Genomic DNA, 13,121 nt, shown 5'->3' on the forward strand with positions numbered 1-13,121 from the left:
AGCGACACCTGCGGCCGGCGGAGCCGGTTCCGCGGTGTCTCCCGATGGGAACACCGGCCCGCTTCAGCGGGCCTTTTTCATCGGGGTTGGTAACTGGTGTTAATCCGCCGCATACAATGGTTCAGAGCAAGTTTCGTGCCTCTATGACATTGCCCTCCTACCCAAACAACACCCCCCTCGTTCGTCGCATCGGCCGCCTGGCCATCGGCGCGCTGTTGCTGGCCGGCCTCGCCTCGGGCGTCCTGGCCGAGACCGCCGACCGCAGCAAGCCGATGAACATCGAGTCGGACGCCATGCGCTACGACGACCTGAAGCAGACCAGCGTGTTCACCGGCAACGTGCTCGTCACGAAGGGCACGATCATCATTCGCGGCGCGCGCCTGGATGTGCGCCAGGATGCCGAGGGCTACCAGTACGGCGTGGTCACCGCAGCACCCGGCAAGCGTGCCTATTACAAGCAGAAGCGCAATGCGCCCGACGAGTGGATCGAGGGCGAATCCGAAGTCATCGAGTACGACAGCCGCGCCGACAACGTCAAGTTCATCCGCAACGCCACCATGCGCCGACTGCTCGGCGCCACGCCGAACGACGAAAGCCAGGGCGCGCTGATCGTCTACGACCAGAGCAACGACACCTACACCGTCAACGGTTCGACCGTGCCGCCGAACACCGCGGTGAACGCATCGACCTCCACCGGCCGCGTCAAGACCATCCTCACGCCCAAGGCCGCTACCGCGCCGAAGCCCGGCGCCTCGGCACCGGCCGGCGCGAAGCCCGCGGCACCGGCTTCCACCCCCGCGCCCGGCACCGGCCTGCGCTCGACCACCACGCTGAGTGGAGAGGGAGAAGGGCGCAAGTGATCGAAACCGCCGGAATCCAGGAAGCCAACACCGTCCCGGGCAGCCGCTTGGTCGCACGCGGCCTGCAGAAAAGCTATGGCAGCCGCACCGTCGTGAAGGACGTCTCGCTCGACGTGCAGAAGGGCGAAGTCGTCGGCCTGCTCGGCCCCAACGGCGCCGGCAAGACCACATCGTTCTACATGATCGTCGGGCTGGTGCGCGCCGATGCGGGCGAGATCACCATCGACGGCGAGCCGATCGCCCACATGCCGATCCACCGCCGCGCGCGCATGGGCCTGAGCTACCTGCCGCAGGAAGCGTCGATCTTCCGCAAGCTCACGGTCGAGGAAAACGTGCGCGCCGTGCTCGAGCTGCAGCGCGAACCCGACGAAAACGGCAAGGTGGTGGCGCTTTCCAAGAAGCACATCGAGGAGCGCCTGTCCGAACTGCTGACCGACCTGCGCGTCGATCACCTGCGCGATTCGCCCGCGCTCGCGTTGTCGGGCGGCGAACGCCGCCGCGTCGAAATTGCGCGCGCGCTGGCGACCCAGCCGCGCTTCATCCTGCTGGACGAGCCCTTCGCCGGCATCGACCCGATCGCGGTGATCGAGATCCAGCGGATCATCAGTTTCCTGAAGGAACGTGGCATCGGCGTGCTCATCACCGACCACAACGTGCGTGAAACGCTGGGCATCTGCGATCACGCTTTCATCATCAGCGACGGGCACGTGCTGGCACAAGGCACACCCTCGGAGATCGTCGACAACGCCGAGGTACGCAGGGTGTACTTGGGCGAACACTTCCGCATGTAAGGGAGGGTCGCGTTCTTCATGAAGCAAGGGCTGTCCCTTCGCGTCTCGCAGCATCTGGCGCTCACGCCACAGCTGCAGCAGTCGATCCGGCTGCTGCAGCTCTCCACGCTCGAACTGAGCCAGGAGGTCGAGCAGATGCTGGACGAGAACCCGTTCCTCGAGCGCACCGCTGAAGAAGCGGCGCGCGAGGAATTCGGGCTCGATGCCGTCGACACGCCGGTGCCGCGCGACGACGGCGGTGAAACCGGCGAAGGCGATTTCGCCCCGGTCCCGACCAGCAGTGCGACGACCACGACCGAGACCTCCTCCACGCCCGACTCCGACGGCCCTGCCGCCGAGATCGCCGAGCGCGAGCCCGACTGGGAAGGCGACGGCACGGTCGACATGGCGCCCGACGACAGCGAGTGGGGCAGCGACGCCCCCGCGCGCCAGAACAACCTGGGCGACGACGAACGCGCCGACGCCACCGAACTTGCGCGCAGCCAGGAGTCGCTGCAGTCGTTCCTGCACCGCCAGGCGCTGAGCCTGCGCCTGAACGAGAACGACAGCGCCGCGCTGCGCTTCCTCATCGAGTCGCTCAACGACGACGGCTACCTCGAAGACTCGCTCCCCGCGCTGGCCTCGGGCCTCGCGGGCGACGACAACGACCAGTTCGACGATCTCGTGCACCACTTCCAGGTGGCACTCGGCCTGCTGCAGAGTCTGGAGCCCGCCGGTGTCGGCGCGCGCGACCTGGGCGAGTGCCTGGGCATCCAGCTGCGCGCGCTCGCCAGCGAAGACGAGACCGAGGACGAAGAGCTCGTCCGCAAGACCGCCATCGCGATCTGCAAGCAGCCGATGGAGCTGCTCGCGCGGCGCGACTTCAAGCGCCTGGCCACCCTCACGCGCACCAACGAAGAACTGGTGCGCTCGGCGCTGCAGATCATTGCGCGACTGGAGCCCAAGCCGGGCCGGCGCTTCGTCGACGTCGAGCGCAACATCGTCATTCCCGACGTGATCGTCACCAAGACCGGCCGCGGCACCAACATCAAGTTCCGCGTCATGCTCAACCCCGAGGTGATGCCGCGCCTGCGCGTGCACGACATCTACGCGGGCGCGCTCAAGTCGCACAAGGGCGAGGGCAGCCAGGCGCTCTCGCAGCGGCTGCAGGAAGCGCGCTGGTTCATCAAGAACATCCAGCAGCGCTTCGACACCATCCTGCGCGTGAGCAACGCCATCGTCGAGCGCCAGAAGAGCTACTTCGTGCACGGCGAACTCGCGATGCGCCCGCTGGTGCTGCGCGAGATCGCCGACGAATTGGGCCTGCACGAATCGACCATCTCGCGCGTGACCACCGCCAAGTACATGTCCACGCCGTTCGGCACGGTCGAACTCAAGTACTTCTTCGGCTCGGCGCTCGGCACCGAGACCGGTGGCAACGCATCGAGCACCGCGGTGCGCGCGCTCATCAAGCAGTTCGTGAGCTCCGAGAGCATCAAGAAGCCGCTGTCGGACAGCCAGATCTCCGAGATGCTGAAGGAGCAGGGCATCGAGTGCGCGCGCCGCACCGTGGCCAAGTACCGCGAGGCGCTGCGCATCGCGCCCGCCAACCTCCGCAAAGCCCTTTAGAAAGTCATCGATGACCCGTCGCCTGCTGTCGCGTTGTGGGCACTGGGTCTTCGCCATGGCGACCGTGTTGCTGTTCGCGGGTTGCGCGACCTTGCCCGACGAGACGCCGCGCGCGCCCACCAAGGCCATGGCCGTCTCGGCCGACACCGCGCTCGGCAAGATCGCGCTGGCCTCGCAGCCCGACCCCGACCTCAGCGGTTTCCGCCTGATGCCCGGCGGCGACTTCGCCTTCGACACCCGCATCCAGCTCGCGCGCCGCGCCCAGCGCACGCTCGACGTGCAGTACTACCAGATCGAGAACGACGAAACCGGCCGCTATCTCTTGCGCACCCTGCGCGATGCGGCCCAGCGCGGCGTGCGCGTGCGCCTCCTGATGGACGACCTGTACACGTCGGGCGAAGACGAACTTTTGCTCGGCCTGGCCGCCACGCCAAATGTCGAGCTGCGCCTCTTCAACCCATTCCCGGCCGGACGCGGCAGCCTGCTCAAGCGCTTTGCTGCCTCGCTCTTCGACTTCAGCCGCGTCAACCGCCGCATGCACAACAAGCTCTTCATCGCCGATGGTGCGATGGCGGTGGCGGGCGGCCGCAACATCGGCAACCAGTACTTCACCCGAACCTCGGGCGAGAACTTCATCGACCTCGACACCTTCGTGACGGGCGCGCTGATCCCGCGCCTGGGCGTCTTGTTCGACCAGTACTGGAACAGCGTCTACGTGCGGCCGGTGCAGTCGATCATCGCGAGCGACCTTTCGCGCGAGGAGTTGCAGAAGCGCTTCGATGCCGCCACCGGCCCCGACACCACGCCCCCGCCGCCGAAGCCCGCGCCCAACGACCTGCTCGGCTACAGCCCGATGGCGGACGACCTGAACGCCGGCAAGCTCGGCCTGATCTGGACCCTGGCCGAGGCGTATGCCGATTCGCCCGAGCGCGTGATCGGCAAGACCGCGTCGTACGGCGGCGTGCCGCTGCTCGATGTCGACAGCGTGCGCTACAACGTGGTCGAGCAGATGCGCCGCGCGCGCAGCGAGGTGACGATCGTCTCGCCCTACCTGATCCCGGGCGCCGCGGGGCTGGAGGTGATGAAGGAGATCCGCGGGCGCAACGTGAAGATCAGCGTGGTCACCAATTCGCTCGCCGCCACCGACGAGCCGCTGGTGCACACCGCCTACCGCCGCTACCGCCCCGAGATGCTCAAGCTCGGCGCCGACCTCTACGAGCTGAGCACCACGCGCACGCGGCGCAGCGTGCGGCTCGGGCTGTTCGGTACTTCGGTGGGCCGGCTGCATGCGAAGTCGGCCGTCATCGACCAACGCATCCTCTTCGTCGGCTCGATGAATTTCGATCCGCGCTCGGAGACGCACAACACCGAGATCGGCCTCTTCATCCGCAGCGCCGAGATGGCGCAGCAAGCGCTCAAGCTCATCGATGTGCTCAAGCAGCAGGGCGCCTACCGGCTGCGCTTTGTCGAAGGCAGTGGGCAAGCGCACATCGAGTGGACCAGCGAAGACGCGGGCAAGGCCACGGTGCTGAACGAGGAGCCCGACTCCGGCTTCTGGGACCGAACGATGCTCGAACTGTTGGCGCCGCTGACGCCGGAGAGCCTGCTCTAACTGGCGATCGATCAGTTGCCGCGCACGGCCGACCACACGAGCCGCAGCCCCAGCAGCCCCATCACGCCACCGGCCGCGCGGTCGATCCAGACCTTGTAGCGCAGGTAGGCCGAACGCGGGGCCGCCGACGACAGCGCGAGCGCGACGATCGCGTACCAGCCGGTCTCGATGCAGAAGATCACGGCCGGCACTGCGAGCGCCAGCACCAGCGGCACCTCGCGCGGCAGGAACGCCGCGAAGATGCTCGCGTACACCACGGCCGTCTTCGGGTTGCTGACCTGCGTCGCCAAACCAAGCAGGAAAGTGCGGCGGCCACGGCCCTGCCGCCGGGTCGATGGGGCATCCGCATCCTGCGTCATCGCGAGCGGCTGCCGCGCACCGCGCCAGATGCGAAAACCCAGGTAGATCAGGTACGCGCCGCCGAAACCCTTGATCGCGAGATAAAGGCCCGGCACCGCGAGGAACGCTGCCTGCAATCCCGCCAGCGCGGCAATCGCGAACACGAGTCCGCCCGCGCCCATGCCGAGCGCCGCCGCAAGCCCGTCGCTGCGCGAAGCCACGGCCGTACGCGCGACCATGACGAAGCTAGGGCCGGGGCTCATGGCACCGACGGTCATCGCGCCGGCGATGCCGAGCAGGGAAAGGGTGGTGTCCATCATCGCGAGGCTCCGTTCATTGCTGCACGTTCACCGCTTCCACCTGCACCAGCAGCTTCACCTTGTTCTCGAAGCCGAAGTTCAGCCCCCAGTTGATGCCCCAGTCGCTGCGCTGCACCGTGGTCTCGAAGTCGCCGCCGCAGACCTGGCGGTTGATCAGCGGGTTCAGGTAGCAGTTGAAGCGCACGGCCTTCAGCGTCACCGGCTTGGTCTGGCCCATGAGCGTGAGGGTGCCCGGCACGTCGACCACCTTGTCGCCGCTGAAGTCGATGCGGTCGGCCACGAAGCGGCCGGTGGGGAATTCGGCGACGTTGAAGAAGTCCTTGCTCTGCACGTGGCGGTTGAGCAGGTCGACGCCGGTGTTGATGGTGCCGATGTCCATGGTGATGTCGACCTTGCCGCTCGTGCCCGTGCCGTCGATCTGCACCGAGCCGTCCTTGGTGCTGAAGCGGCCGCGGTTGGTGGTGGTGCCGTAGTGGCCCATCTCGTACATCACGAAGGTGTGCGTGGGGTCGATCACGTAGTTGCCGTTCTTCACCGGGCCGCCCGCGGGCTTGGCGGCGACGGCGGGGGCCGTGTATTCCTGCGCGATGGCGGTGAACGGGAGGGCGGCGGCGGAGAGCGCCGAGGCGAGAAGGAGCTTCTTCATGGCGTAAGGAATGAGGGACATGGAATGCAATCGAAAAAAGAGAGCGGACTCAGAGCGGCCCGAGGCCCGCGAGCGTGAGCTTGAAGCGCACCTGCACGTCGTTGCCGACCACCGAGGTGTCGGTCCATTCGCCGTCGCCCACCTTGTAGTCGAGCCGCTGGATGGTGAAGTAGCCGGTGGCCACCGCGTAGTTGCCGCCGGCCGGCGCGATGGCGACGGGCACCGTCACGTACTTCGACGTGCCCTTGATGGTGAGCTTGCCCGCCATCTCGAACTTGCCGTCGCCCAGTGCCTTGATGGCGCTCGACTGGAAGCTCGCCTGCGGAAACTTCGCGGCATCGAACCACGGCGCCTTGGGCAGTTCGGCATCGCTCATCGGCACGCCGAAGCCGGCGCTGGCGGTGTCGATCTGCAGCGCGACCGTGCCGCCTTCGGGCTTCTTCGGATCGAAGGCGATCTGCCCATCGAACTTCTTGAAGGCGCCTTCCATGGGCACGCCCATCTGCTTGGTGACGAAGGCGATCTGGCTCTTGTCGGCCACCAGCCGTGCGGCGGGGTCGGCCGCGGCGGGCATTGCGGCAGCGAGGGCCAGCAGGATCGGGAGAAAGAGGCGCGTCATCCGGCAGATTCCTTCAGTGGCGTGGGTGGCGAGGTTCGCGCGGTTCAGGCCACATGCGTTGCAAGAGACCGTCGCGGTCGATCCAGTGGTGCTTCAGGGCGGCCGCCACGTGCAGCAGCGCCACCGCTGCCAGCGTGAAGGCGCTGCCCTTGTGCAGCGGCTTGAGTATGGCCTCGGCGAGGTCCTTGTCGACCGGCACGAAATCGGGCAGCGGCAGCACGCCGAACCACACGACCGGAATGCCAAGCGCCGAGGTGTAGGCCCAGCCGAACAGCGGCACCGCGAAGAACAGCAGGTACATCGCCGCGTGGCTTGCCCGGTAGCCCGCGATCTGCCAGCGCGGCATGGCGGCCAGCACCTGCGCCGGCAGCGCGGGCGGACGGTGCGCAAGCCGCCAGAGGAGCCGCGCCGCCGACAACAGAAGGATCGTGACGCCGGCCCACTTGTGCCAGTTGTAGAGCTTGATGCGCTGCGGCGAGAACGGCAGCCCCGTCATGTAGAGCCCCACGCCGAGCGAGCCGACGATCATGGCCGCGAGCAGCCAGTGCAGCACGATGGCCGCGGTGCCATAGCGCTGACCGCGCGCGACGGCGGAAAGGGGAGGAAGAGGGGTGTCGGCAGACATCGGGGGCAGGGCGGGGCCTGTGCGCGGAGCATATCCGGAAGGTGTGGCCTCCGGCTCGCATGGGTCGTGCCAGCCCTGCCTCAGGGCCGCTGGCGGGCCCGCAGCAGCACGCCGCGCAGCTCCTCCGGCTGCACCGGCTTGCGCAGCGCATGCCAGCCGCGTTCGGTGGCCAAGCGCTGGGTGGCCTCGTTGATGTCGGCGGAGATCAGCGCGATGGTGAGTGCCGGGTTCTGCGCCTGCAGCCGCTCCGCCAGCGCGATGCCATCGAGCGCGCCCGGCAGGCGGATGTCGCACAGCGCCGCATCGAGGGCGCGCAGGTCGGCCAGCGCCAGCGCCTCGGCGGCGCTGGCGTAGACGCGCGGCGACACCTCCCACTGCCGCAGCAGCGCATACAGGCTGTCGGCCACCACGGCGTTGTCTTCCACCACCAGCACGGCAAGGCCGGGACGCAGTGCGGGTGCAGCTCCGAGGCTTGGCTGCGGTGGGCGCGCTTGCTGCAACGCCGCGGCCCCATAGCTCTGTGCCGCGGGCAGCTCGAAGCCGAACACCGAGCCCCGGCCCGGCGCCGAGCGCAGCGACACCTCGATGCCCAGCTGCGCCGCCAGCCGCCGCACGATCGCGAGGCCCAGGCCATGCCCGTGCTGGAGGTTGCGCTCAGCATTGCCGATCTGCTCGAAGTCGTTGAACACGCGCTCCTGCGCATCCGCCGCGATGCCGATGCCGCTGTCGCGCACCTCGACCCGCCAGGCTCGTTCCGTGCCCCGGTGCCGCGCCCTCACCGCCAGCAACACGCGGCCGCGCGGCGTGAACTTGACGGCGTTGTCGACCAGGTTGGCCAGCACGCGGCGCAGCGAGACCGCATCGGTCCACGCGACGGCGCCGGCCGGGCAGCGCACCGTCACGCGTCCGTTGCCGGCCTGGCGTGCCAGGTCCTGCAGCAACGGCGCCAGCGCCACCGCCACGGGCCGCAGCGGATCGACCGCGGCTTCGATGCGGCCGATTTCGAGCAACTGGTTGGTGAGCCCTTCCAGCGCCTGCTGCGCCCGCGCGAGCGAGACCACGGTGTGCTGCACCGCACTGGCGTCCGCGCCGGTGTTCAGTTGCTGGCGCAGCACCTCGGCCTGCAGGCCAATGGCCATCACCGGCTGGCGCAGGTCGTGGTTGGCGGCGGAGAAGAAGCGCAGCCGTTCGGCCTGCGCCTGCTCGGAAGCGCGCAGGCCCGCGAGCGCCTGTTCGCGCAGCGTGCGTTCGTTCAGGCGGAGGCCGATGTTCTCTTCGAGCTGGCGCGAGCGCTCGGCCACCAGCTTCCACATCATGGCCGTGAGTCCGATGCCGATCACCGAGACGGCCATCATGGTCGGCGCGCCCAGCGTGAGGCCGGTCACGATCACCGGCGCGAGCAGCAGCGTGATCGCCAGCTGCGTGGCCGGCGTGTAGAACGACACCGAGAACGCCGACGACAGCGTCATACCCATCAGCATCAGGCCGAGCAGGAGTTGCTGGTCGGGCCGCTCGGGGTTGAAGAGCAGCACGCCGGCCAGCCCGTGCGCCAGCTCCCAGACGGCGGTGCGCAGCGTGTGCATGCGCTGGGCGTGGCGCAGGCTTTCGGGCGTGAAGGGATCGGGCAGGCGCTGGGGGAAGAAGCCGCGCATCACCGTCACTCCGGTGATGAGCGCGATCCACACCAGCGCGCGCGCCAGCGAGTACTGCCAGGCGAAGAGGGCGGCCACGCCGCAATTGAGCAGGTATTGCACCAGCAGCACCGGCCCGATGGGCCGGATCGAGAGCCGCAGCACCTCGCACTGGATCGCGAAGCGGTCGCTGCTGGCGTCGGCGGCCGGGGCGACCGAAGGTGCGGGGGTGGGAGTCATCGGCAAATCGACTATATAGAGAAGAACCGTGACGCGGCGACAATGGAGCCCCCCCAAGTCGGGCTTCCCGATGGCCAATTTCCTGTGAACGATCTTTCCTTTTTCCTGCCTTGCGCCGCCGGCGTCGAGGAATTCCTCGCCCAAGAGGTGCACGCCCTGACGGGCCGCGTCGGGCAAGACCTGCTCACGCTGCGCGGCGGCGTGCGGGTGCGTGCCGACTGGCGCGATGCCCTGAAGCTCAATCTGCACAGCCGCCTTGCGCAGCGCGTGCTGGTCGAGCTGGCCCATGCGCCTTACCGCAACGAGAACGACCTGTACGCCATCGCGAGCGGCGTGGCCTGGGAGATCTGGTTCACGCCCAAGCAGACCTTCAAGATCGAGACCACGGCCCAGCACAGCCCGCTGCAGAGCCTGAACTTCGCCACCCTGCGCATCAAGGACGCGATTGCCGACCGCTTCCGCGCCAAGGCCAACGGCGTGCGCCCGAGCATCGAGACCCAGTGGCCCGACACCCGCGTGTTCGCCCACCTGACCACCGAACACTGCACGCTCTACATCGACACCTCGGGCGAACCGCTGTTCAAGCGCGGCTGGCGCCAGGACAAGGGCGACGCCCCGCTGAAGGAAACCCTGGCCGCCGCGATGCTGGCCGCCAGCGGCTGGTGGAACCCCGAGACCGGCACCGTGTCGGAGCAGCCGCTGTACGACCCCTGCTGCGGCAGCGGCACCATCCCCATCGAGGCGGCGCAGATCGCGCGCGGCATCGCGGCCGGATCGCTCAGGCGCTTCGGTTTCGAGAAGCTGCTGCCGTTCCAGGCGCACGTGTGGGACGCGATCAAGAAGGAATCGCTCCTGGCCGTGAAGCCGGGCAGCGTCGCGATCTTCGGCTCGGACGTGTCGCACCGCATGGTCGACTTTGCCGAGCGCAACGCGGAGCGCGCCGGCGTCGCCGATGCCATCGAGTTCCGCGGCGGCGACGCGCTGCAGCGTATGCCGCCGGCCGAGGGCGGCGTGGTCATGCTCAATCCGCCCTATGGCGAGCGGATCGAAGTCGGCGGCGTGGCCCGCGCGGGTGCGCGCGAAACCGCGCAGACCGAAGAGGGCGATGGCAGCGAGTTCTTCCCCCAGCTCGCCACCCATTGGAAGAAGAACTATGCAGGGTGGACGGCCTGGGTCCTCACGCCGGACCTGAAGCTGCCCAAGCAGATGCGGCTGAAGGAATCGCGCCGCGTGCCGATGTGGAACGGGCCGATCGAATGCCGGCTGTTCCGCTTCGACATGGTTGCAGGGTCCGCGCGAAAGTAGGGCTGTCGTTCAGGGCGGCACTCCCGCCGACGGTGGGCTCTGTTTCGCGAATGTCCTCCGGCCTGCGGCCTCGCCCTTGATTTCGCGAAACAGAGCCCACCATCAGCGTGAGCGCTTCTGAGGGCCGTCGATCAGTTATTTGGCGCCGACATTGCAGGCCGCGTTGACCGTGCGCGCGGCCAGCTCGGGCGGAGCGCCGGGCAGCGTCATCGGGCGGATGTCATCGTCCTCGAACTGCTTGATCGCCACGGGCTCGCCGACGAAGTTCGGCAGGCCGTAGTAGGTGGCACTCACATAGCGTGCGGTGCGCGCCTCGCAGTCGACGGTGACCCGGGCTTCGAACGAGCGCAGCTTGAAGCCGTCCTTGCCGGTGAAGTCCCGCGCGAGGCTCATGCGCAGGGTCACGCCGCGGCGGGCGCCGTCGACCTCGATGCGGGCCGGATCGACCTGCACGTAGCTGCCGGCGGCATCGCCGGGCGTGCCGCTCAGGGTCAGCCATTCGGCCCGCGCGAGCGCAGAGGCGAGCAGGGCGAGTAAGAACAGCGGGAGTCGTTTCATGACGGAGGTAGGGCTGCGTGTCCGGAAGCGCGCGGTGCGCGCCGCAGCATTGTGGGGCGTCGCGCCCGACCCGCGGCTGACAAGGGGCGCACATGGTGCAACATCGGCGCTCCTCTTTTCGCCGCCATGACTCTTCCTCAAGAAACCGGCCTTGTCGTCATCGACACCAACATCGCGCTCGACCTGCTCGTGTTCGACAACCCCGACTGCCTGCCGCTCGCGGCGGCGCTCGCATCCGGCGCGCTGCGCTGGATCGCCACCGCGCCGATGCGCACCGAACTCGCGCGGGTGCTCGGCTATCCGCTGATCGCGCGGCGGCTGGCCCAGCGGGAGATGGAAGCAACCCGCGTGCTCGAAGCCTTCGATGCCCGCGTAAATCTTTTGACCGACACGCCGCCGCGCGCGCCCTGCGTGTGCAAGGACCCCGACGACCAGGTCTTCATCGACCTCGCGGTGGCGCAACGCGCGCGCCTCTTCAGCAAGGACCAGGCGGTGCTGACGATGCGCAAACGTTTGGCTGCGCAAGGCGTGGTCGTGGCGACGGTGCTGGCCGCTGCCTGAGTGCGCTGAAAGCGGTTCGCGTGGGGTCGTCTAGACAAGCATCCCCCATCGATCGCCTCGCCGATGGCCGCACCGGCGTGCCCGCGTGCAAAGCGGTTGTCTAGACAACGCTGGCGGTGCAAATCGGGTGCTTGCCGTGCGCGCATACGAATCTTCGTAGTCCGCATAGGGTCTGGCAATTGCAAGGCCCAAACAATATCTTCCGCCCCGCGAACCCGGCCCCTGCGCTCACCATGACGTGCCCGCGCGCCGCAGGCCTGTTTGCCCCCGAAGATGCCACTTCATCGCCGCGTCGCCCGCGAACCCCAGGATCGCGAGGCGTGTTGTCTCCTGTCAGCCCAACAAAAAGCCATGACGAGTTCCAGCCAACGATCCCCGCGTCAACTGCTCCCCGAAGTGGAGGTCGAGCGCAGCCGCTCGACCGAGCTCGGCTACGAGCCATCGACCGAGGTGGGGCTGGTGCGTTGCCTCGAGCACGGCTTTCCGACGCCGCTCGCGCGCTGGCATTGCCATGAGGAGTACGAGCTGCACCTGATCGTCGCCACCTCGGGCCAGGCCTTCGTGGGCGACTGGATCGGCGCCTTCGAGCCGGGCCACCTCGTGCTGTGCGGCCCGAAGCTGCCGCACAACTGGATCTCGCTCGACATGCCTGCGGAGGGCGTGCCGCAGCGCGACCTGGTGATCCAGTTTTTGCACGACCCGATCTTCGAGGCGGCCCAGCGCATTCCCGAACTGCAGGAGGCGGTGCGCATGCTGGAGCGCGCGCGCTACGGCATCGAGTTCTTCGGCATGTCGGCCAGCGCCGAGGCGCACTGGCACCGCGTGAAGGACGCGCGCGGCCTCAAGCGCTTCAGCCTGTTCTGCGACTTTCTCGCCGACATGGCGATGTGCACCGACTACCGCCTGTTGTCGGGCATGCAGACCGACGGCGACCACGGCATCGAGGCCATCAACGATGTGGTCACGCGCATCACCAACGAGCCCGCAAAAGACATCAGCGCGGCCGACATCGCGGCCGAGCTCGGCATGAACCCGGGGCGTTTCGGCCGGCTCTTCCGGCGTGCCACCGGCCACAGTTTTCTGGGCTACGTGAACGAGGTGCGCATCAACAAGGCATGCCTTCTCCTGATGCAGAGCGACCGCTACGTGACCTCGATTTGTTACGAAGTTGGTTTTAACAACGTCTCGAATTTCAATCGCCGATTTCTCGAGATCAAAGGCGTGACGCCGACCGAATTTCGCAGGCAAAGCCAGCTTCGTTTCGAAGGCGCGGGCAGTTTGGAGAACTAAAGAATTCCGGGTGTTTTGCGATTGTTTTGAGATTGTTAATTTGTATCGGGATTCGCGAAAACTGTATCGAACACACGACGGATGCGTCCCTACGATCCGCCTGTTCTTTCAGCCAC

13 protein-coding genes are annotated in these 13,121 nt (G+C 67.6%); 7 read left to right on the top strand and 6 right to left on the bottom strand.

Annotation, left to right across the window (positions count from 1 at the left end; all coding sequences use genetic code 11):
* The first annotated feature begins 143 nt into the window (after nucleotides 1-143).
* The 4 genes from lptA to QFZ83_RS31200 are packed head-to-tail and all read left to right on the top strand — an operon-like array spanning nucleotide 144 to nucleotide 4,871.
* Complete coding sequence (gene lptA, locus QFZ83_RS31185; RefSeq protein ID WP_307512227.1) at nucleotides 144-860, top strand: lipopolysaccharide transport periplasmic protein LptA; 717 nt, start codon at nucleotides 144-146, stop codon at nucleotides 858-860.
* Nucleotides 857-1,651 carry an LPS export ABC transporter ATP-binding protein gene (lptB, locus tag QFZ83_RS31190; protein WP_013538951.1) on the top strand — a complete coding sequence of 265 codons (795 nt, stop codon included), beginning with the start codon at nucleotides 857-859 and terminating at the stop codon, nucleotides 1,649-1,651. The genes lptA and lptB overlap by 4 nt, the downstream gene beginning before the upstream one ends.
* Nucleotides 1,652-1,669: 18 nt before the next feature.
* Complete coding sequence (rpoN, locus tag QFZ83_RS31195) at nucleotides 1,670-3,259, top strand: RNA polymerase factor sigma-54 (RefSeq protein ID WP_307512229.1); 1,590 nt, start codon at nucleotides 1,670-1,672, stop codon at nucleotides 3,257-3,259.
* A 10-nt stretch (nucleotides 3,260-3,269) separates the two neighbouring features.
* Complete coding sequence (locus QFZ83_RS31200) at nucleotides 3,270-4,871, top strand: phospholipase D family protein (protein WP_307512230.1); 1,602 nt, start codon at nucleotides 3,270-3,272, stop codon at nucleotides 4,869-4,871.
* 11 nt (nucleotides 4,872-4,882) lie between these two features.
* Here the strand turns inward: QFZ83_RS31200 and QFZ83_RS31205 are convergent, their stop codons facing one another.
* The 5 genes from QFZ83_RS31205 to QFZ83_RS31225 all read right to left on the bottom strand — a co-directional run bounded on the left by QFZ83_RS31205 (nucleotide 4,883) and on the right by QFZ83_RS31225 (nucleotide 9,291).
* Complete coding sequence (locus QFZ83_RS31205; RefSeq protein ID WP_307512232.1) at nucleotides 4,883-5,530, bottom strand: LysE family translocator; 648 nt, start codon at nucleotides 5,528-5,530, stop codon at nucleotides 4,883-4,885.
* 13 nt (nucleotides 5,531-5,543) lie between these two features.
* A complete protein-coding gene (locus QFZ83_RS31210; protein WP_306881915.1) occupies nucleotides 5,544-6,176 on the bottom strand; it encodes a YceI family protein in 633 nt (210 codons plus the stop codon).
* A 49-nt stretch (nucleotides 6,177-6,225) separates the two neighbouring features.
* On the bottom strand, nucleotides 6,226-6,795 hold the full coding sequence (locus QFZ83_RS31215) for a YceI family protein (protein WP_306881914.1): 570 nt from the start codon (nucleotides 6,793-6,795) through the stop codon (nucleotides 6,226-6,228).
* 13 nt (nucleotides 6,796-6,808) lie between these two features.
* Complete coding sequence (locus QFZ83_RS31220) at nucleotides 6,809-7,420, bottom strand: cytochrome b (protein ID WP_307512233.1); 612 nt, start codon at nucleotides 7,418-7,420, stop codon at nucleotides 6,809-6,811.
* An 80-nt stretch (nucleotides 7,421-7,500) separates the two neighbouring features.
* Entirely contained in the window at nucleotides 7,501-9,291 is a 1,791-nt protein-coding gene (locus tag QFZ83_RS31225) for an ATP-binding protein (RefSeq protein ID WP_307512234.1), read from the bottom strand.
* Between the two features lie 84 nt (nucleotides 9,292-9,375).
* Here QFZ83_RS31225 and QFZ83_RS31230 point away from each other — a divergent pair, with 84 nt between their 5' ends.
* Complete coding sequence (locus tag QFZ83_RS31230; protein ID WP_306881911.1) at nucleotides 9,376-10,596, top strand: class I SAM-dependent RNA methyltransferase; 1,221 nt, start codon at nucleotides 9,376-9,378, stop codon at nucleotides 10,594-10,596.
* 135 nt (nucleotides 10,597-10,731) lie between these two features.
* Here QFZ83_RS31230 and QFZ83_RS31235 read toward each other — a convergent pair whose 3' ends face one another.
* On the bottom strand, nucleotides 10,732-11,154 hold the full coding sequence (locus QFZ83_RS31235; protein WP_307512236.1) for a surface-adhesin E family protein: 423 nt from the start codon (nucleotides 11,152-11,154) through the stop codon (nucleotides 10,732-10,734).
* Nucleotides 11,155-11,280: 126 nt separating this feature from the next.
* Here QFZ83_RS31235 and QFZ83_RS31240 point away from each other — a divergent pair, with 126 nt between their 5' ends.
* Together QFZ83_RS31240 and QFZ83_RS31245 are read left to right on the top strand one after the other, a co-directional pair.
* Entirely contained in the window at nucleotides 11,281-11,715 is a 435-nt protein-coding gene (locus QFZ83_RS31240; RefSeq protein WP_306881909.1) for a putative toxin-antitoxin system toxin component, PIN family, read from the top strand.
* A gap of 351 nt (nucleotides 11,716-12,066) precedes the next feature.
* Nucleotides 12,067-13,005, top strand: a complete 939-nt coding sequence (locus tag QFZ83_RS31245; protein WP_013538962.1) for an AraC family transcriptional regulator — start codon at nucleotides 12,067-12,069, stop codon at nucleotides 13,003-13,005.
* Nucleotides 13,006-13,121: the final 116 nt, after the last annotated feature.

Source organism: Variovorax sp. W1I1 (assembly GCF_030815625.1).
GTDB classification, from domain to species: domain Bacteria; phylum Pseudomonadota; class Gammaproteobacteria; order Burkholderiales; family Burkholderiaceae_C; genus Variovorax; species Variovorax paradoxus_C.